This window comes from Streptococcus sp. 17.1, assembly GCF_016648655.1.
In the GTDB taxonomy this organism is placed as follows: domain Bacteria; phylum Bacillota; class Bacilli; order Lactobacillales; family Streptococcaceae; genus Streptococcus; species Streptococcus salivarius_E.
The window spans coordinates 17,660-36,384 of record NZ_JACLQM010000007.1 but is presented as its reverse complement, the minus strand read 5'-3'; the positions used below and the strand labels follow the sequence as shown (position 1 = coordinate 36,384).

24 protein-coding genes are annotated in these 18,725 nt (G+C 42.6%); 17 read left to right on the top strand and 7 right to left on the bottom strand.

The genetic code is table 11. The features are described 5' to 3' along the window. Positions 1–2 precede the first annotated feature (2 nt). From H7T99_RS05700 to H7T99_RS05680, 5 genes are all read left to right on the top strand, one after another. Positions 3–365: a hypothetical protein gene (locus H7T99_RS05700; protein WP_037603925.1), complete on the top strand. Its 363-nt coding sequence runs from the start codon at positions 3–5 to the stop codon at positions 363–365. Between the two features lie 103 nt (positions 366–468). Next, complete coding sequence (locus H7T99_RS05695) at positions 469–1,080, top strand: CPBP family intramembrane glutamic endopeptidase (RefSeq protein WP_037603924.1); 612 nt, start codon at positions 469–471, stop codon at positions 1,078–1,080. Between the two features lie 26 nt (positions 1,081–1,106). Then, complete coding sequence (locus tag H7T99_RS05690) at positions 1,107–1,748, top strand: GDSL-type esterase/lipase family protein (protein ID WP_037603923.1); 642 nt, start codon at positions 1,107–1,109, stop codon at positions 1,746–1,748. Positions 1,749–1,843: 95 nt separating this feature from the next. After that, the gene (locus H7T99_RS05685; protein WP_037603920.1) at positions 1,844–2,458 is read left to right on the top strand and encodes a hypothetical protein; all 615 of its coding nucleotides are present in this window, start codon (positions 1,844–1,846) and stop codon (positions 2,456–2,458) included. A gap of 247 nt (positions 2,459–2,705) precedes the next feature. Continuing rightward, positions 2,706–4,367 (top strand): SulP family inorganic anion transporter, encoded by a 1,662-nt coding sequence (locus tag H7T99_RS05680; protein ID WP_037603918.1) that lies wholly within the window; start codon positions 2,706–2,708, stop codon positions 4,365–4,367. 52 nt (positions 4,368–4,419) lie between these two features. On the opposite strand, the gene H7T99_RS05675 is transcribed toward H7T99_RS05680, so the two are convergent. From H7T99_RS05675 to H7T99_RS10590, 3 genes are read right to left on the bottom strand one after another with little or no spacing between them, the layout of a single operon-like run. After that, positions 4,420–5,235 carry a TIGR03943 family putative permease subunit gene (locus H7T99_RS05675; protein WP_003093491.1) on the bottom strand — a complete coding sequence of 272 codons (816 nt, stop codon included), beginning with the start codon at positions 5,233–5,235 and terminating at the stop codon, positions 4,420–4,422. Continuing rightward, entirely contained in the window at positions 5,235–6,137 is a 903-nt protein-coding gene (locus H7T99_RS05670) for a permease (protein WP_013990843.1), read from the bottom strand. Before H7T99_RS05670 ends, H7T99_RS05675 begins: the two co-directional genes overlap by 1 nt. A 5-nt stretch (positions 6,138–6,142) precedes the next feature. Further along, entirely contained in the window at positions 6,143–6,274 is a 132-nt protein-coding gene (locus tag H7T99_RS10590; RefSeq protein ID WP_002885949.1) for an SPJ_0845 family protein, read from the bottom strand. Positions 6,275–6,612: 338 nt separating this feature from the next. Between H7T99_RS10590 and H7T99_RS05665 the strand changes: the two genes are divergently transcribed. From H7T99_RS05665 to H7T99_RS05635, 7 genes are all read left to right on the top strand, one after another. Then, on the top strand, positions 6,613–8,745 hold the full coding sequence (locus H7T99_RS05665; RefSeq protein ID WP_037603916.1) for a Tex family protein: 2,133 nt from the start codon (positions 6,613–6,615) through the stop codon (positions 8,743–8,745). Further along, the gene (locus tag H7T99_RS05660) at positions 8,732–9,172 is read left to right on the top strand and encodes a SprT family protein (protein ID WP_037603914.1); all 441 of its coding nucleotides are present in this window, start codon (positions 8,732–8,734) and stop codon (positions 9,170–9,172) included. Before H7T99_RS05665 ends, H7T99_RS05660 begins: the two co-directional genes overlap by 14 nt. Positions 9,173–9,237: 65 nt before the next feature. Continuing rightward, positions 9,238–9,501 carry a PspC domain-containing protein gene (locus H7T99_RS05655; RefSeq protein WP_201035960.1) on the top strand — a complete coding sequence of 88 codons (264 nt, stop codon included), beginning with the start codon at positions 9,238–9,240 and terminating at the stop codon, positions 9,499–9,501. A gap of 127 nt (positions 9,502–9,628) precedes the next feature. After that, complete coding sequence (gene hprK / locus H7T99_RS05650) at positions 9,629–10,558, top strand: HPr(Ser) kinase/phosphatase (RefSeq protein WP_037603912.1); 930 nt, start codon at positions 9,629–9,631, stop codon at positions 10,556–10,558. Beyond that, positions 10,558–11,349, top strand: a complete 792-nt coding sequence (gene lgt / locus H7T99_RS05645) for a prolipoprotein diacylglyceryl transferase (RefSeq protein WP_037603910.1) — start codon at positions 10,558–10,560, stop codon at positions 11,347–11,349. The genes hprK and lgt overlap by 1 nt, the downstream gene beginning before the upstream one ends. A gap of 124 nt (positions 11,350–11,473) precedes the next feature. Next, on the top strand, positions 11,474–11,872 hold the full coding sequence (locus H7T99_RS05640; RefSeq protein WP_002885965.1) for a DUF948 domain-containing protein: 399 nt from the start codon (positions 11,474–11,476) through the stop codon (positions 11,870–11,872). Positions 11,873–11,884: 12 nt separating this feature from the next. Then, on the top strand, positions 11,885–12,325 hold the full coding sequence (locus H7T99_RS05635) for a YtxH domain-containing protein (protein ID WP_037603908.1): 441 nt from the start codon (positions 11,885–11,887) through the stop codon (positions 12,323–12,325). A 52-nt stretch (positions 12,326–12,377) separates the two neighbouring features. On the opposite strand, the gene H7T99_RS05630 is transcribed toward H7T99_RS05635, so the two are convergent. Further along, the gene (locus H7T99_RS05630) at positions 12,378–12,674 is read right to left on the bottom strand and encodes a DUF3270 domain-containing protein (RefSeq protein WP_037603906.1); all 297 of its coding nucleotides are present in this window, start codon (positions 12,672–12,674) and stop codon (positions 12,378–12,380) included. A 238-nt stretch (positions 12,675–12,912) separates the two neighbouring features. Here H7T99_RS05630 and H7T99_RS05625 point away from each other — a divergent pair, with 238 nt between their 5' ends. The 3 genes from H7T99_RS05625 (at position 12,913) to H7T99_RS05615 (ending at position 15,541) form a co-directional block, all read left to right on the top strand. After that, positions 12,913–13,842: a peptidase U32 family protein gene (locus H7T99_RS05625; RefSeq protein ID WP_037603903.1), complete on the top strand. Its 930-nt coding sequence runs from the start codon at positions 12,913–12,915 to the stop codon at positions 13,840–13,842. A 95-nt stretch (positions 13,843–13,937) separates the two neighbouring features. Continuing rightward, positions 13,938–15,224 carry a peptidase U32 family protein gene (locus tag H7T99_RS05620; RefSeq protein WP_002885971.1) on the top strand — a complete coding sequence of 429 codons (1,287 nt, stop codon included), beginning with the start codon at positions 13,938–13,940 and terminating at the stop codon, positions 15,222–15,224. Continuing rightward, positions 15,224–15,541 (top strand): CHY zinc finger protein, encoded by a 318-nt coding sequence (locus H7T99_RS05615; RefSeq protein ID WP_014634209.1) that lies wholly within the window; start codon positions 15,224–15,226, stop codon positions 15,539–15,541. Before H7T99_RS05620 ends, H7T99_RS05615 begins: the two co-directional genes overlap by 1 nt. Before the next feature lie 45 nt (positions 15,542–15,586). Here H7T99_RS05615 and H7T99_RS05610 read toward each other — a convergent pair whose 3' ends face one another. Next, positions 15,587–16,126 carry a biotin transporter BioY gene (locus tag H7T99_RS05610; RefSeq protein ID WP_014634210.1) on the bottom strand — a complete coding sequence of 180 codons (540 nt, stop codon included), beginning with the start codon at positions 16,124–16,126 and terminating at the stop codon, positions 15,587–15,589. Positions 16,127–16,221: 95 nt separating this feature from the next. Beyond that, entirely contained in the window at positions 16,222–16,506 is a 285-nt protein-coding gene (locus tag H7T99_RS05605) for a hypothetical protein (RefSeq protein ID WP_037603900.1), read from the bottom strand. A 124-nt stretch (positions 16,507–16,630) separates the two neighbouring features. Here H7T99_RS05605 and H7T99_RS05600 point away from each other — a divergent pair, with 124 nt between their 5' ends. Beyond that, a complete protein-coding gene (locus H7T99_RS05600; protein WP_002886106.1) occupies positions 16,631–16,843 on the top strand; it encodes a YdbC family protein in 213 nt (70 codons plus the stop codon). A 36-nt stretch (positions 16,844–16,879) separates the two neighbouring features. Here the strand turns inward: H7T99_RS05600 and H7T99_RS05595 are convergent, their stop codons facing one another. Beyond that, on the bottom strand, positions 16,880–18,214 hold the full coding sequence (locus H7T99_RS05595; RefSeq protein WP_037603898.1) for an Nramp family divalent metal transporter: 1,335 nt from the start codon (positions 18,212–18,214) through the stop codon (positions 16,880–16,882). A gap of 197 nt (positions 18,215–18,411) precedes the next feature. On the opposite strand from H7T99_RS05595, the gene H7T99_RS05590 reads away from it, so the two are divergent. Next, positions 18,412–18,720 carry a hypothetical protein gene (locus H7T99_RS05590; RefSeq protein ID WP_037603896.1) on the top strand — a complete coding sequence of 103 codons (309 nt, stop codon included), beginning with the start codon at positions 18,412–18,414 and terminating at the stop codon, positions 18,718–18,720. The last annotated feature ends 5 nt before the right edge of the window (positions 18,721–18,725 follow it).

The following is an 18,725-nucleotide window of genomic DNA, read 5'->3' as shown; positions in this document are numbered from 1 at the left end:
CTATGGCACACCTTACCCCAGAAACCAGACGAAAATGGCGAAAAGCTTTGTGCTTAATTATCGAAATCATTTGTCTGGCTCATTTCGCTATCATTGTCCCTCGTGACCGATTCTTTACGCCTGAAAAATGGGCCCAAACACCAGCTCCCATGAGACACAAACTCATGTGGAGTTTTCACCGTCAGTATCAGCTTGAGGGCATGACGAGAGAAGAAGTGGAGAAGCTCTTGGGCAAGGGTGACGACCTTAAAGGAAGTGTTGAGTACAAGCTGAAGGACGATTGGATTGGTGGCTGGCGAGTTTACCATATTGACTATAATCAGGACCGTGTGATTCGTGCCAAAGAAACCTGGCAAGATTGGTGAGAATGAGCTTTCTCTTCCCCTAAAAGTAGTATAATGAAAATATAGAGGTATACGCTTTCAAAAGGTAAAAACTGTCTTTTGACTAGAAGAGGAGGATAAACTCATGACCCTATTTATATCTAAACTGATGAACGGTATTATGGAACTGCTCATAGTCTCTATCATTCCTTTTATCACTTGGTTAATTTGGAGCAGGAAAAAGGTCGGTTTCTTTGACTGGATTGGGTTGAAGAAAGTTGAAAGTCAGCAGAAGAGGCGATTACTACTGACCATTTTAGGTATTAGTCTACTTTTTCTTCTTTTTTCAATTGTCGTCCTCAGTTGGTTCGACTCTAGCCAAACGGCCACAGCAGCTTTTTCTGGAAAGGGAATGGGAGCCCTTCCTGCTATCATGGCCTATGCTATCTTAGGGACTGCCTTGCCAGAAGAAATCTTCTTTAGAGGTTTTCTTTTGAAAAGGATGCAAGGAAAACTAGGATTCCTAGGGGCCAATCTGGTTCAGTCTCTCTTATTTGGCCTCATCCATGCACTTATATTTATCCAATTAACTGGTTACCTAAAAGCTATGGCTATCATGGTCTTTATCAGTCTCATCGCTTACGTTTTTGGTGCTATCAATGAGAAAAAAGCAAGTGGCTCTATCCTTCCAAGTGTCTTTATCCATGCCTTGGCCAATACGGTTGTAGGGCTTCTCTTTGCCTTCTCCTTCATTTAGATAAAATTATATAGAAGAAAGTTATCATGGATGAATTAAAAGAAATCAAACTTAAAAATTATCAGTATTTAAATGAGGTTGCCATCAAGGGGGAGACGCTCTTCACGGGATCATCTCTCATGGAGCTTTTTCCCATTTGTGAAATCGCTAGGAGTAGAGGTGTCGACGACATCATCTACAATCGAGGCATCAGCGGCCTGAATACGGATGAGTTTCTTCAGCATATCCATCCCCTACTTTTGGATCTGCAACCGAGCAAGGTGTTTATCAATATCGGTACCAATGACATGACCGAGGAGCCTTATGGAGACCAATGGTTCCAACATCTGACAGCAAATATCAGACAGATTTTGGAGCAAACACAAGCTGTCTTGCCTCATACAAAGATTTACCTCATGGCTTTCTACCCAGCCAATCTTCATCTGCCTTGGCAGACCAAGGCTTCAATCCAGTGGATGAAACTGCGGACACCTGAAAATCTTGACCTTTGCAATCAGGCACTCGAGGAAATCGCCCAAGCCTATGGCTGCCACTTTATTAATTGTAATGCTGGGCTGGTCAATGATAGGAAAGAGCAGAAGGCTGAGCACACCTATGACGGTGTCCACCTTTATGCCAATGCTTACTTAAAAGTCTATGAGGCTCTTGAACCCTACCTCTTGAATTAAGAAAATATGAGAGAATTTCCAGTTCTTACTCGCTTTTTTCCCTTGATTACAGTACAATAGACGTCAAAAGTGAAAAATTGAAATGAGGTATCCCTATGTGGAAATGGTTTAAACGACTCATTGTCCTCGTCATTGTGGTCTTTTTTGCAGTGGCGGCTCTGCTCATTCCGGACAAGATCGACAGTCAGGACCAATTAAAAAATGTATCAACACAAACATCCCTTGCCGATTTAGCCCAGGCGGGTATTGGTGGGGCGTCCCTTTCATCAGGTGGAGTTTCAACCGAGATTAATCTTGATAGCAACCAGTTTCGTCAAATCCTAAAAGCAAGCATGGCTGATTCTAATGACGAGACCTTGCAAAACAGTACTGTAGAGTTGAATGATTCTTATCTGACAGCTAAGGTACCGGTGTCTCTTGGACCTATCGAATCAACATTCAGCCTTGATTTCACGGTCAGCACTAACAAGGAAGTCATTCTACTAGACTTGGCAGGTGCCCACCTGGGTCGCCTCCCTGTACCTAAATCACTGGTTCTGCCTTATCTCAAGAAGAGTATTGCCCAGTCAAGCAGTGGTGTTCGCATGGTTAACAACCAAATTCAGCTCAAGCTTCCTGAAATCGGCTACGAAATTGAGCAAGCCACTGTGACCAATAGCAAGATGAAGGTCAAGCTTAACATTCCGATTTCCTTGCCAACCAGTTGGTAATGTAAGAGAAATCTATCAATCCATGATAAGTTAAAACAAGTCCATAGTCTGGACTTGTTTTTTGATGCCTTCACTTCTAAACTAAGAAAGTTAAAAAATTCTTGAAATAATACGTTTACATCTCCCAATCCCCTAGAAAATGGGGGTTTCCTGTGCTATCATAAGACTGTAAAAATGACAAGCGTCTGACACTCATTGAAAAAAGAGTTAAGTCAAAGAGTTTTAGGATAATAGTTAGGAGGAAAAAATGGACGCTTTAAAATATATCACACCCAAATTTTTCACCACCATCAAGGATTATTCCAAGGGACAGTTCATCAAGGACCTGATTGCAGGAGTTATCGTGGCTATCATTGCCCTGCCCTTGTCGATTGCCCTAGCGATTGCCTCTGGTGTTAATCCCGAACAAGGTCTTTACACAGCAGTGGTTGCAGGCTTTTTTATTTCCTTTTTAGGAGGTAGCCGAGTTCAGATCGGTGGACCTACCGCAGCCTTCGTTGTCATCATCTATGGCATCATCGCCCAGTATGGCATGGCGGGTCTGACTGTTGCCACGCTCATGGCGGGACTCATGCTTATTATCATGGGGCTCCTGCGTTTTGGCGACCTGATTAAATTCATTCCCAAAACCATCACACTGGGCTTTACCTTGGGGATTGCCGTTGGGATTGTGTCTGGACAGATTAAGGATTTTCTAGGCCTTGAGATGAAGTCCGTGCCAGCTGAGTTTCTGGAAAAGATGATTGCCTATGGAGAGTATCTTTCGAGTATTAGTTGGGCGACCCTAGCTATCGGTATTTTGGCCCTGCTCATTCAAATCTTTTGGCCACGCCTTTCTCAGAAAATTCCGGGTTCTCTGGTTGCTATCTTTGTGACCACAGCTATCGTTGCTTTTGGTCATCTCCCCGTCAAAACCATTGGTGACCTTTACACCATCAAGGCGGGACTTCCAAGTTTCACGGTTCCTGACCTATCATTTTCTTTGATTCGTCAAATGATTTCGCCAGCCTTCACCATTGCCATACTAGCAGCTATCGAATCGCTCCTTTCTTGTGTGGTTTCAGATGGCATGATTGGTGGTAATCACCGTTCTAATGCAGAATTGGTCGGCCAAGGTGTTGGGAATATCATGTCAGCCTTCTTTGGTGGGATTCCGGCAACGGGAGCTATTGCCCGTACCGCAGCCAACGTCAAAAATGGTGGCCGAACACCAGTAGCAGGTATGGTTCATGCCTTCACCTTGCTTCTGATTTTACTCTTCCTCATGCCTTACGCCTCATTGATTCCCATGACCTGTCTAGCCTCAATCCTTATGATTGTCGGGTATAACATGAGCGGTTGGCGTACAGTTGGTCGTATGATCAAACGTGCCCCTAAGAGTGATGTGGCGGTTCTGCTAGTGACCTTTGTCTTAACCGTTTTCTTTGACCTAGTAGTTGCCATCGAATTTGGTATGGTCCTAGCAGCCTTCCTTTTTCTCAAACGCATGTCTGACGTGGCTCAAATCCGTCAGTGGGTGGACAAGGAGAATCTGGATGATCCAGTTTTGTCCGAAGATAGCGACTTGAAACAAGTTCCAAAAAATACTGTCGTCTATGAAGTTTTTGGTGCCCTCTTCTTTGGTGCAGCCAATAACTTCTTGAATGTGATTAATGATGAAACTAAGAATGTTCTCATCCTACGCATGCGAAACGTTCCAGCCATGGATATCTCAGGCCTAGATGCCCTTGAGGAAACTCTGGCCATTTGTCAAAAACGTGGCATGACCTTGCTTCTTTCTCACGTCAATCCACAACCCTACCGAGTGCTTGAAAAATCAGGCTTTATCCTAACTATTGGACCAGACCATATCTGCGAGTCGACCGATCAAGCCCTTGAAAAAGCAGCAGCACTAGCACAAGAAACCTAGACAAATGTTTTTAATACAAGAAGAAAAAGCCAGTTCAACTGAACTTGGCTTTTTAAAATACACGATATACATAAGGATTGTCAGGCTGTCCGACCTCTTTGACCTCAGTCAAATTAAGGATAGGCAGGCTCTGTTTGAGATTTTGATAATAATCCACAGTGATGGTACCAGTGACTTTCACCCAAGTATTGTCCTTGAAGGTTTGGTCACTTCCTGTCGTTGCCAGTCCGTAAACACCTGAATCGGCGATACAGTGGATAATTCCGAAACGGAAGATGAACTGATAACCCTTGGTTTGTGGGTCATTGTAGACAAAACCGGTATAGGTGACCTTCTTGCCCACAAAATCGTTAGGATAGAGGTAGATGAGCTCCATGACTTCCATGTAATTTTCCGTGGTAATCTGGATGGTCTCACGTCCCTTGTACTTGGCGAGCTCTCTGGTCATTTCCTTCTCATAAGCTGAGGAGGTGAAGTAGGAGCTGGTGTCCGGCTTCAAGTACTGAATAGTCGTTCCCTCTTGGTCGGCCTGATTAGGATCGCTCCCTGCCGCCAGTGGGAAATGATAGCCCTTAGCTGATACGGTATTGGCATCCAAGGTTACTGTTGGAACCAAGAGCCCCGTGAGGACTGGAAAGGCCAAGAGAACGATGCTGGCTACCTTGGCTACTCGACCTGACAAATGCGAGTGAACCTTCATCTGCTTCATCCAAACGATGAGTTGAACCACAGCAAGGATAAAGGAAAGCACCATGGAAATGTAGGCCAAGTAGGAGTAGTGGATGTTAATGTACTGGTTGAGCTTGCCAGAAACTTGCAAGTACATGACGAGCTCAAAGTACCCAGATAAGATGAGAAAACGTAACATTAAATCACCCCCAATAACAGACAGTAAATGATTGTCACCAGACTTGCGGTTCCTACGAAGAGACCAACAAAGCGTGTTTTAAATTGGTGTTTCATCATAATCAAGTTCTTGATATCAACCATAGGACCAATGATGAGAAAGGCAACCGTTGGTGCCACTCCGAAACTAGAGAGCAGCGAAGCCCCGATAAAGGCATCGGCCTCTGAACAAAGGGAGAGGATGAAGGCCAGGAGCATCATGATCAGGATGGCTGTCACTGAATTATGACCGATGGTCGTGAGGATACGGGTCGGTAGGTAGGTCTGCATACTTGCTGCCACCAAGCTTCCGAAAATCAAGTAACGCCCAGTGTCAAAGAACTCGTCAACCGCATGAACCAGGGCTTGAAAGACTTTCTTACCAGCTGACAAACCACTATAGTCGTGAACATGACTAGCCTTACGATTGTCCTTGAGAATCTGGTCATCCACCACAAAGCCCAGCAAGATTCCCAAAATCATGGCAATCAAGAAAGCCCCGACGAAACGTAAAAGCACGTAGTACCAAGAGTTCCCAAAGGCCGTGTATGTCGCAAAGAGAACAACTGGATTAATGATAGGGGCAGTTGCCATGAAAGGAATAGCCGTGTAGCTAGGCACTTTTTTCTCTAAAAAGCGCGTGATAATAGGAACAATCCCACACTCACAAGAAGGGAAAATAAAACCAATCAGGGTTCCAAAGAGGATAGCCAGGACCTTGTTTTTAGGAAGGAAGTTTTGGACCTTTTCAGGAGTCACAAAGACCTCGATAAAGCCAGATAGGATACTTCCCAGTAAAACAAAGGGCAGGGCTTCGATAATAATCGATAGAAAAACTGCCAGAAGCTGCAAAACGCTATCTGGTAGTTGATGAAAAATAGCCATAAAAATTATTTCTTCTTATCTTCTTGAAGACGTTTGTCCTTCTTAGGATCAGTTCCCGCCTTTTCAAAATCAGGGATAGCCGCAAAAGATGCCATCATGCTTTCAAGTTCATTTGTTTTTTTCTGAATAACTGCCATAAAAAGCCTCCGAGTTAATTAAGATACTAAGGGCGTTATTTCTGACAGAAAATTAGGGCATCAGACGAAGAAGCTCTACTTCTAGGAAGATGCATCTATTTTCCGAAAGAAATAGCCCGAGTTCAGTTACAAAAGATACTAAGGGCGTTATTTCTGACAGAAAAGAGGGCATCAGACGAAGAAGCTCTGCTTCTAGGAGGATGCATCTATTTTCCGAAAGAAATAGCCCCTAACAATAGGTTTACTTTTCTATTATACTACCTCTTGCTTAAAAATTCTCGCTTCAGCTACAAGGTTTTCTGACCAAGCAAATCTCCTCTCGTGGTATAATAGAACTTATGGAAAATCGTAATTTAGAGACATTGGCTCAGGAATTGGGCCTAAAAAAACAACAAGTTGAAACTGTTTTGGAATTGACTGCAGAAGGCAATACCATCCCCTTTATCGCCCGTTACCGTAAGGAAAAAACAGGCAATCTGGATGAAACGCAAATCAAGGCCATCATTGATATGGACAAGTCCTTGACTGCTCTTCAAGACCGTAAGGAAACAGTTCTTGCCAAGATTGAGGCTCAGGGCAAATTGACTGATCAACTCAAGGCAGCCATTGAAGCAGCTGAAAAGTTGGCAGACGTGGAAGAACTCTACCTTCCCTATAAGGAAAAACGCCGCACCAAGGCGACGGTTGCCCGTGAAGCAGGTCTTTTCCCCTTGGCTCGTCTTATCTTGCAAAATAGTCCTAACCTCAAGGCTGAAGCTGAAAAGCTGACATCTGAAGCCTTTCCAACAGCTGACAAGGCTCTTGCGGGTGCTGTGGATATTTTGGTTGAGGCCTTTTCTGAGGACAATAGCTTGCGCTCTTGGACCTACAACGAAATCTGGAACAATAGTGACATCACTTCAACCCTTAAGGATCAATCACTGGATGAAAAAGAAACTTTCAAAATCTACTATGATTTTGAGGATAAGGTTTCTAAACTTCAAGGTTACCGTACCTTAGCCCTTAACCGTGGGGAAAAACTAGGCGTTATTAAAGTAGCCTTTAAACACAATCTTGAGAAAATGCACCGTTTCTACAGTGCCCGTTTCAAACAAAAAAATGACTATATTGAGGAAGTCATCAACCAATCTCTCAAGAAGAAAATCATTCCAGCTATGGAGCGACGTATCCGTAGCGAGTTGACTGAAGCGGCAGAAGATGGTGCAATTCAACTTTTCTCTCAAAACCTTCGAAGCCTTCTTTTAGTTTCACCACTTAAAGGTAAGATGGTACTCGGTTTTGACCCAGCCTTTCGTACAGGGGCTAAGTTGGCCGTAGTTAACCAAACTGGTAAGCTCATTACAACGCAAGTGATCTATCCAGTGGCTCCAGCCAGTCAGGCTAAGATTGCCCAAGCTAAGAAAGACTTGGCTGACCTCATTAAAAAGCATGCCATTGAGATTATCGCTATTGGTAATGGAACAGCCAGTCGTGAAAGTGAAGCTTTTGTGGCAGAAGTCCTCAAGGATTTTCCAGAGACTTCTTATGTTATTGTCAATGAAAGTGGTGCCTCTGTCTACTCTGCATCAGAGTTGGCTCGACATGAGTTCCCAGACTTGACGGTCGAAAAACGCTCTGCCATTTCCATTGCCCGTCGTCTTCAAGACCCATTGGCTGAGTTGGTTAAGATTGACCCTAAATCAATCGGAGTAGGCCAATACCAGCATGATGTTAGTCAGAAGAAACTCTCTGAAAATCTTGATTTCGTCGTCGATACCGTGGTTAACCAAGTTGGTGTTAATGTCAATACGGCAAGTAGTACCCTCTTGTCACACGTGTCAGGACTCAACAAGACTATCTCTGAAAATATCGTCGCCTACCGTGAGGAGAATGGTGAGATTGCATCACGTGCTGAAATCAAAAAAGTCCCACGTCTTGGTGCTAAAGCCTTCGAACAAGCTGCAGGTTTCCTTCGTATTCCAAATGCCAAGAATATCTTGGATAATACAGGGGTCCACCCAGAGTCTTACCCAGCGGTAAAAGCCCTCTTCAAGAAGTTGGCTATCACAGACTTGGACGACTCTGCCAAGGCAAAATTGAAGGCCCTTAATCTTAAAGAAACAGCAGAAGAGCTGGGACTTGGACAGGAAACCCTCAAAGATATCATTGCTGACCTTTTGAAACCAGGTCGTGACCTCCGTGATGATTTTGAAGCACCTGTGCTTCGCCAGGATGTTCTTGAACTCAAAGATTTGTCAGTAGGACAAAAACTTGAAGGAACGGTCCGTAACGTTGTGGACTTTGGTGCCTTTGTGGATATCGGTGTCCATGAGGATGGTCTTATCCACATCTCAGAGATGAGTAAGAGCTTCGTTAACCACCCAAGTCAGGTTGTCTCTGTTGGGGACTTGGTTACCGTGTGGGTATCAAAAGTTGACTTAGAGCATGAAAAACTTAATCTCTCCTTGGTGAATCCGCGTGAATCTAACTGATTATGTTAAGACTGTTTCTATAGAAGATTTTGGTTGGGAATTTAAGCATCAAGCCTTGTGGAACAAGCGTCTCCGAACCACTGGAGGTCGGTTCTTTCCCAAGGATGGTCATTTAGATTTTAACCCAAAACTCTATGAGGAACATGGTCTTGAAACCTTTCGAAAAATCGTCCGCCACGAACTCTGTCATTATCACCTCTATTTTCAGGGCAAGGGCTACAAGCATGCGGATAGAGATTTCAAGGACTTACTAGCTAAGGTCGATGGCCTTAGATACGCTCCAAAGATGCAAGGCCAGGAAGAGAATTACTACCTCTATCAGTGCCAATCCTGTGGTCGTATCTACCGTCGTAAACGTCGTGTCAATACACAGAAATTTGGTTGCGGTCTGTGCCAAGGCAAACTCATTTTTCTAAATCAGTCCTAGGGCTGATTTTTTTAGTCTAAAAAAATCATATAATTAAATCAAAGAAATGATGGGAGAAGAAGACCATGTCAAATCGTTTTTATAAGACACGAAAAAATAGACTCGTCGCCGGTGTTGTTGCAGGTTTGGCAGATAAGTTTGGCTGGGACCTAGCTCTGGCTCGTATCTTGGCTATCATTCTCATGGTTTCAACGCAGTTTGGAATCTTCCTATACTTGGTTTTAGCCTTTCTCCTTCCTTACAAAGAAGATATTTATCCCGAAATCAAACTCAAGGATGGACGCAAACGTAAAAATGCTGAAACTGTTGAAGATGAGTGGAATTGGTAAGTAATTGTTAATAGACATTAACCTATGATTGGCCTTAGTGCTAGTCATAGGTCTTTTTTGCTTTGAGAGCCGCATTGAAAACCTTTTTATGATACAATGAAACTAGTAAATAATCGGAGGAAATAATATGACAGTAACCGTTAAAATGTTGGTTGACAGGCTTAAACTCAAGGTTGTCTATGGGAATAAGGAGCTTTTGGCAAAACCGATAACAACTGCTGATATCTCTCGTCCTGGTTTAGAAATGACAGGTTATTTTGACTATTATTCACCGGAACGACTGCAGTTGGTTGGGATGAAGGAGTGGTCCTACCTTAAAACCATGACTGAAAATAACCGTTATTCTGTTTTTACTAATATGTTTAAAGAAGAAACTCCAGCTGTTATCGTGGCGCGTGGTCTTAATATTCCGGAAGAGATGCTTCGAGCTGCTAAGGAAAATGGCGTAGCAGTTCTTCAAGGACGAAACGGCACATCGTCACTTTCAGGGGACATGTCTTGGTATCTTAACTCACAATTAGCTGAACGAACTAGTGTCCATGGTGTTTTGGTAGATATCTACGGGATGGGTGTTCTTATCCAAGGAGACTCTGGAATCGGTAAGAGTGAGACAGCGCTCGAGTTGGTGAAACGTGGGCACCGTCTAGTCGCTGATGACCGTGTGGATATCTATGCTAAAGATGAGGAAACTCTCTGGGGAGAACCTGCAGAAATTCTTCGCCATCTTCTTGAAATCCGTGGGGTTGGTATCATTGACGTTATGAGTCTTTATGGAGCCAGTGCTGTCCGTAATTCATCTCAAGTTCAGTTGGCCATCTATCTAGAAAATTTTGAAGACGGTAAGGTCTTTGATCGTCTTGGAAATGGGAACGAAGAAGTTGAATTGCAAGGCGTTAAGATTCCACGTGTCCGCATTCCTGTTAAGACAGGCCGTAACGTATCAGTCGTTATCGAAGCTGCAGCAATGAACTACCGTGCTAAGCAAATGGGATTTGATGCAACCAAAACCTTTGAGGAACGTTTGACTAACCTCATTAGTAAGAATGGTGAAGACTAATGTTAGCTACTATTGACCCTATTGCTCTAAGACTTGGCCCCATTAGTATTCATTGGTATGCCATCTGTATCGTATCTGGTCTCTTACTTGCCGTTTACCTGGCTCAGCGTTGGGCTCCCGAAAAGGGAATCGACCCTGAAAACATCCTAGATTTTATTCTTCTTGCCTTTCCTATAGCCATTGTTGGTGCTAGGCTCTATTATGTGATTTTCCAGTGGGCTTACTACAGTCAAAATCCTTCTGAAATTTTTGCAATTTGGAATGGTGGGATTGCCATTTATGGTGGCTTGATTGCTGGAGCAGCTGTCCTCTATTGGTTTTCTAAACGTCATGCCATTGCTGTCTTGGATTTTCTAGATATCGCAGCACCGGGCGTAATGATTGCTCAAAGTATCGGTCGCTGGGGAAACTTTATTAACCAGGAGGCCTACGGAAGAGCAGTTAGTCATCTGAATTATGTTCCAGAATTTATTCGCCAGCAGATGTATATTGATGGTAGTTATCGTGTACCGACCTTTCTTTACGAAAGTCTCTGGAACTTGGTCGGATTTATCATTATCCTAGGACTAAGACGCTTTAATAAGAAACTACGCCAAGGAGATGTGACCTCATTTTACCTTATCTGGTATGGTCTTGGACGCTTCGTCATTGAAGGCATGCGTACGGATAGCCTCATGTTTGCTGGCTTGCGTGTCTCTCAATGGGTCAGCATCGTCATTATCATCTTAGGTGCTACCTTGCTCTATTTACGAAAGCAACGCCCAGAGGCAGATTATAAAATGAAAAACTAGTCATATAGCTCAGACTTTGTTATAATATAATGAAAATTATCATAACAAAGGTCACTGGAAACTGGAGGTTCTACTTCAGTTTTCTTGTAGCGACCTTTTAAAAAGGTCAAAGGAGTCCTAAACTATGGCAGAAATTGCATTTCTTATTATCGCAATCGCACTTGCTGCGTTCCTCATTGCATTAATCCCTACTCTACTTCGTACCCGTCATGTGGTTAAAGAAGTTGAAGAAACAGTTGCTGTGCTTCGTACAGATATTAATGTAACCCTTCATCAAACAAATGAAATCTTGGCTAAGGCAAACGTCTTGGTTGAAGATGTTAATGAAAAAGTTCAAACCATCGATCCTCTCTTCGTAGCAGTAGCTGAGCTTTCAGAAAGTGTTTCTGACTTGAATACTGAAGCTCGTTACCTCGGTGCTAAAGCAAGTGCAGCAGGAGCAAGTGTCGGTAAGGCAGGTTCAGCCTTTGCTATCGGTAAGGTTGCCTCAAAACTTTTTGGTAAAAAAGACAAGAAAAAATAAGGAGATCTTTTCATGAGTAAATTTTTAAATACCCTAATCATTGGTGCAGCTTCTGGAGCTGCAGCAGCATACTTCTTTACAACTGAAAAAGGTAAAGCTGTTAAAGCACGTATTGATGAAGAAATCGCTTCATTCAAAGAAGATCCTAAAGCTTATCAAAATCAAGTGGTGGAAAAAGCTAACGACTACAAAGATTTGGCAGTCGATACTTTCCAAGACTATAAAACAAAATTTGAAAATGGCGACATCACTGCGGATGATTTGACAAAAGCTGTCCAAGAAAAAACAGCTCAAGTTGCTGACTTTGCAAAAGAGAGCTTTGAACTTATCAAAGAGAAAACTGCTCAAGTAACTCCTGAGCAAGCAGATGTTGAAGCAGAAACAAAAGCTATCGTTGATGATATCGTCATTGATATCAAAGATATCTCTGAAGAAGCAGCAGAAGCAAAATAAAAAGAAAGCCCATGAGGCTTTTTTTAGTACGAAAAAAACGTTGACCAAACAGTCAACGTTTTTGTGCTTTATAATACTCGATTAGGACATAAATGCCTATCTGACCAATGACGCTGATGGTAATTGCCCAGAAGAAGGCCCAGAAGGTAGCCACCTGTGCTACCAAGAAAAGGAAGGCAACTAGGACTGTTGAAACACAGAAGCTTGAGATACGTCCAAAGAAAATCATATCTTGTAGCTTAATACTATTACTATTTAAAGTTTGATAATCTTGGTAATTCGTCGTTTGAAGACGCTCAGTCTCGAAATCTTCGATGTGATCAAATTGACGGTGTAAGTTGTCAGCCATGTCTGCCTCCTTTCTATATAAAATATCTAAATCACTTTTTCGTGTAGGTTAAAATACTTAGTCAGTATTTCACTATTTAGAATCTCATTAATAATACCATAAAAAATTTATATTGCAAAGTTTTTTTTGATTTTTGTGAAAATTATAGTATTTAAAAACTAATTTAAAATATTGAGATACATAGTTTTGAACCTAAAAATTCTAAAAAAATCAAATCATTTGTGCTATAATGTGAGTTATGGAAAAAATTGTAATTACAGCGACTGCTGAGAGCTACGAGCAAGCACGTGAGCTCCTAGAACTTGGCGTAGATCGTATTTATATCGGCGAAAAAGCCTTTGGCCTTCGTTTGCCTAAGCCTTTTTCATTCGCAGAAATGCGAAAGATTGCAGAGCTGGTACATGAGTCAGGCAAGGAATTGACTGTTGCCGTTAATGCCCTCATGCACCAAGGTATGATGGATGCTCTTCCAGACTATCTTGATTTTCTTGAAGAAATCAAGGCAGATTATATCACGGTTGGTGATGCAGGAGTTTTCTACATCTGTAACCGTGACAAACGTCCCTTCAAAATGATTTATGATGCTTCAACTATGGTAACCTCTAGCCGTCAGATTAATTTCTGGGGCAAACAGGCAGGAGCATCTGAAGCGGTTTTGGCTCGTGAGATTCCATCTGCGGAACTATTCATCATGGCTGAAAATCTTCAGATTCCAGCTGAGGTTTTGGTTTATGGTGCAAGTATCATTCACCACTCAAAACGTCCACTTCTTCAAAACTATTACAACTTTATCAAAACGGATGAAGCTGTTACCAAAGAACGTGACCTCTTCCTTTCTGAGCCAGGAGATCCAGATTCTCACTACTCAGTTTATGAAGATATGCACGGGACACATATCTTTGCCAACAATGACTTGGATATGATGACTAAACTTTCAGAACTCGTTGAACATGGTTTTGACCACTGGAAGTTGGACGGCGTTTATTGCCCAGGTGAAAACTTTGTAAAAATCACTGAGTATTTTGTGAAGGCTCGTGACCTCATCGAGGCTGGCGAATTTTCACAAGACCAAGCCTTCCTCTTTGATGAGGCTATTCATAAATTACACCCAGCCAACCGTGGTTTGGACACAGGTTTCTACGACTATGAACCTGACCGTGTAAAATAAAAATACTTCCTCCTTCGTTTGAGAGTTTTCCATTTTCAGGGAACGAAGGAGTTGTTCAAAACTTAAAATCGACAATCTTGCAAATTGGAGAAATTATGACTACAACTAAAAAACGCCCAGAGGTACTTGTACCTGCTGGAACTTTGGAAAAATTGAAAGTCGCTGTAAATTACGGCGCAGATGCTGTTTTCGTTGGTGGACAAGCCTATGGTTTGCGTAGCCGTGCCGGAAACTTTACCATGGATGAGCTTCGAGAAGGTATCGAATATGCTCACGCTCGTGGTGTTGATGTGCACGTTGCTTCAAACATGGTTACCCATGAAGGAAATGAAAAAGGTGCTGGTGAGTGGTTCCGTGAATTGCGTGACATGGGACTCGATGCTGTTATCGTATCTGACCCAGCCTTGATTGAAATCTGTTCAACCTACGCACCAGGACTTAACATCCACTTGTCTACACAAGCATCTGCGACAAACGTTGAAACCTTCCATTTTTGGAAAGAGTATGGTTTGACCCGTGTCGTTTTGGCACGTGAGGTTACCATGGAAGAGTTGGCTGAAATCCGTAAGCGTACGGATCTTGAAATTGAGGCCTTTGTCCATGGCGCTATGTGTATCTCATACTCAGGTCGCTGTACCCTTTCTAACCACATGTCAGACCGTGATGCCAACCGTGGTGGTTGTTCACAGTCTTGTCGTTGGAAATATGACCTTTACGACATGCCATTCGGCCAAGAACGTAAGAGTATCAAAGGTGAAGTTCCTGAAGAATACTCTATGTCAGCCGTTGACATGTGTATGATTGAAAATATCCCTGACCTTATCGATAATGGCGTTGATAGCCTTAAAATCGAAGGTCGTATGAAATCTGTCCACTATGTCTCAACAGTTGCCAACTGTTACAAGGCTGCTTGTGACGCTTACATGGAAAGTGCAGAAGCCTTTTATGCCATCAAAGATGATTTGATTAACGAACTCTGGAAAGTTGCCCAGCGTGAATTGGCAACAGGTTTCTACTACAAGACACCAACAGAAAACGAACAACTCTTTGGAGCTCGTCGTAAGATTCCACAATACAAATTCGTTGGTGAAGTCGTAGACTTTGATCCAGCAACTATGACAGCTACTATCCGTCAACGTAACGTTATCCTCGAAGGTGACCACGTTGAATTCTACGGACCAGGCTTCCGTCATTTCGAGTGTGATATCAAAGACCTTCACGATGCCAATGGTAACAAGATTGACCGTGCACCAAACCCAATGGAACTTCTTACAATTACCGTGCCACAAGAAGTTAAACCTGGTGACATGATTCGTTCAACTAAAGAAGGTTTGATTAACCTCTACCAAAAAGACGGTTCAAGCAAAACTGTTCGTGCCTAATGACAAGTCAAATCAATGGGCTCCTGGTAGATGATCAGAGTAGGTGTCAACACTACCATTCTCCACTAGATATAGTTGCCCTAAAATGCTTCGAGTGCCAGAAGTATTATGCCTGTTATCAGTGTCATGATTGCTTAGAGAAACATAGCTTTCGAGCTTATCCTTGTCAATTGAAGCAGGACAAGGTCCTTATCTGTGGCGTTTGTAGGCATGAGATGACAATTGAGGAGTATCAAGATGTAGAAGCTTGTCCCAATTGTCACAGTGCCTTCAACCCAGCTTGTTCAAAGCACTATGATATTTATTTTGAAAAATAAAAAGATTGAAGATTCTGTTCACATGAACAAAGTCTTCAATCTTTTTTAGTTAAAGTAACTATGATTTTTAAGAGCTTTTAAGACTGGCTTAGTCACCAAAGCGACGATGAGACCTTTTAAGAGGTCAGGAATAATAAAGGGTGTCAAGCCAACAGCTACAGCTGCAGACCATCCCATTTTTCCGAGAAAGTGCAGGCTGAGGATACCACCAACAAAGACAAGTGCATCTCCCAAAACAAAAGCCACAAAGATTTTCCAGATAGGAGTCTCAGCATGAGTTAGTTTTGAAGTGACAAAGGCGAAAAATGGATAGGCCAACAAATAGCCAGCTGAAGGTCCAAAGAAGGATTGGAGCCCACCGCCTCCACCTGCAAAAACTGGTAGACCAATGGCGCCTAGAATCAGGTAGAGGGTAGCAGCAAGTGTCGCCTCTCTTGGCTTAAGGATAGCAGCAACAAGTCCGACAGCAAAAGTTTGCAGAGTAATGGGAACTGCACCGATAGGAATAACAATTTGAGCTAGGGCAGCAATGATGGCAGCACCAAAAGCTGGAAGAATAAGTGACAGTGTACGATTTTGTGTCATTTTTAGTTAACCTTTCGTAAATAAATAGTTAACTTATTATAGCAAGTGGTTTCAAAAAAGTCAACCTAATAATAAAACGAGGTTAACTGATAAACTTAACCTCGTTGTGATATGATTTTTAGACGTTTGATTTCATCAAGTTCAATCATGCTGATGATCTTATCCTGCTCGATAAAGATGGCTTGTCGCTCCCTGTCATAACGGTTGATGTAGCCCTTATAGGTCTTCTGATTGGATGTCAGCATGACCATTTGATTATGATCAATAGCATGATAGATATCGTTAATAAGTTGATTCTGCATTAGGTGGACAGGTTTGCTGTGACCTATTTCCACAAACTGATGAAGCTGATGCTTTACGGCTTCTAAAAAGTTTATCATGGTCATTTCCCTCGTTTCTTGATAAAATAATTATAGCATGAAAGGTGAATTTTTGTGGATAACTTCATTCTAAAACAGACAATTTTCACAGAAAAAAACGAATAAAGCTAGTGGAGGTAAGCAAATGGCAGAATTTTCATTTGAAATTGAAGAAAAACTCTTGGTCTTGTCTGAGAATGACAAGGGTTGGACTAAGGAACTCAATCGTGTGAGTTTCAATGGCGCACCAGCTAAGTATGACATCCGTACATGGAGTCCAGACCATACCAAGATGGGCAAGGGGATTACCCTCAGCAACGAAGAATTCCAAGTTCTCGTTGACGCCTTCAAAAACTAAAACAAGGTCAGCATGGCGCTGGCCTTATTTTTTTGTTTAAAACGTATCAAAGATAAGTTTGAGATTGAGAATGGTTAGGACAATAGCGATGGCATAACCAAGGAAGGTATTCCACTTGGCATTGACGTGTTTTCCCATGAGTGATTTCTTAGAAGTGTAGTAAATCAAAGGGAAGATAGAGAATGGCAAGGCAATTGAAAGGAATACTTGTGAATAAACCAAGAGTTGATCCAGGGTCTTTTCTTGATCGCCGTAGAGAATGGCTACAACGATAACAGGAAGCAGTGCAAAGAGACGTGTGAACAAACGAATAACCCACTGAGGTAACCTCATGTGGAGGAAGCCTTCCATGACAATTTGACCAGTTAGGGTACCAGTAATGGTAGAGTTTTGACCACTAGCCAAGAGTGCCAAGGCAAAGAGGGTTGAAAGTGTTGAACTAGCAACCGCACCAGCAATCTTAGAGTCCTGAAGGGCATTGTACATTTGTGAGAAAGCTGAAATATCAGAAGCGTGGCCAAAGAAGAGAGCTGCACCCAAAATCAAGAGGAGGGAGTTAACCACAAAGGCCAAAGTCAACTGAATGTTGGAGTCCCAGGTCATGAAACGGACAGCCTTTGTCACATCTTTACCATCAGAATAGTCAACCTTACGAGTCTGTGACAAGGATGAGTGCAAGTAGAGGTTATGTGGCATAACGGTTGCACCCACAATCCCAAGTGCCAAAGTCAACTGGTTGGTGTGCCCAGCAGCATGTGGCTCAAAGAGCGCTGGCGTAGGGAGATAACCCTCGAGGATTCCCGTAATACTAGGCTCAGACAAGGCTACCAGGTAGACAAAGATAACCAAGATGGTCAAAATCAAGGTTGAAACAATAGCCTCGATTTTCTTGAATCCCAGCTTCATGATGAGTAGGAGTAGGAAGACATCTAGGACTGTCACCAGAATGGCAACCATAATTGGAATACCAAAGAGCAGGTTCAGTGCGATGGCAGAACCAAGCACCTCAGCCAAATCCGTCGCCATTAAGGCAAGCTCCAGAATCACCCAAAGCGTGTATCGCAACCATTTGGGCGAGTGGTAGGCAGTCGCTTGGGCCAGGTCCATTTGGGTCACAATCCCTAATTTCCCGGCCATTTGTTGCAACTGCATAGCTATTAAAGATGAAATTAAGATGACAAAAAGAAGACTGTACTTGTAGGTCGCCCCACCGACGACACTGGTAATCCAGTTCCCTGGATCCATGTAACCCACGGCCACAAGAGCCCCAGGTCCCAAGAAAGCCTTAAGATTTTGCCAAAAGCGATTATTATTTGGTGTATCTATGGATTGGTTTACCTCAGAAAGGGAAACCTTTTTTGAATATGTCATAAACACCTCTTTCTAAGTCTTATCTGAATGGAAGCATCACCATTACCACTCAGCCAGACAACCTAATTATAACACTATGAGAAAGATGTGCAAGGTTTTGACTTATCTTACATTGGTGTCATAGAGGACTTTTCAGAATTGCCTTTTTATACTAAACTATATGAGTAGATTATTTCATAAATGAGGGAGAAAAATAATTGAAAACATTTCAACTAACAGCTAAGAAAAAGATTACCCTGGCACTCCTAGTTGTCATTGCGCTTGCTTTGCTTATCTTTATCATTAACGTGCAGATGAATCAGCCTGATAACCTACCTGCCAATTACATGGAGCGCCTTAAAAATCCTGGAATGACGGGCGATTACATCGGCCTTTGGAAGTCTCGCTGGCATGAAGAAAACAAAGCCTGGCTTTATCCTGCGAAACAATACGCTATCTATGCAGTAGTAGCACTAGCTTGTCTATCAGCTTGGGTCGCAGCTTCAAAAGCAAAATTTTGGAAATAAGAAAA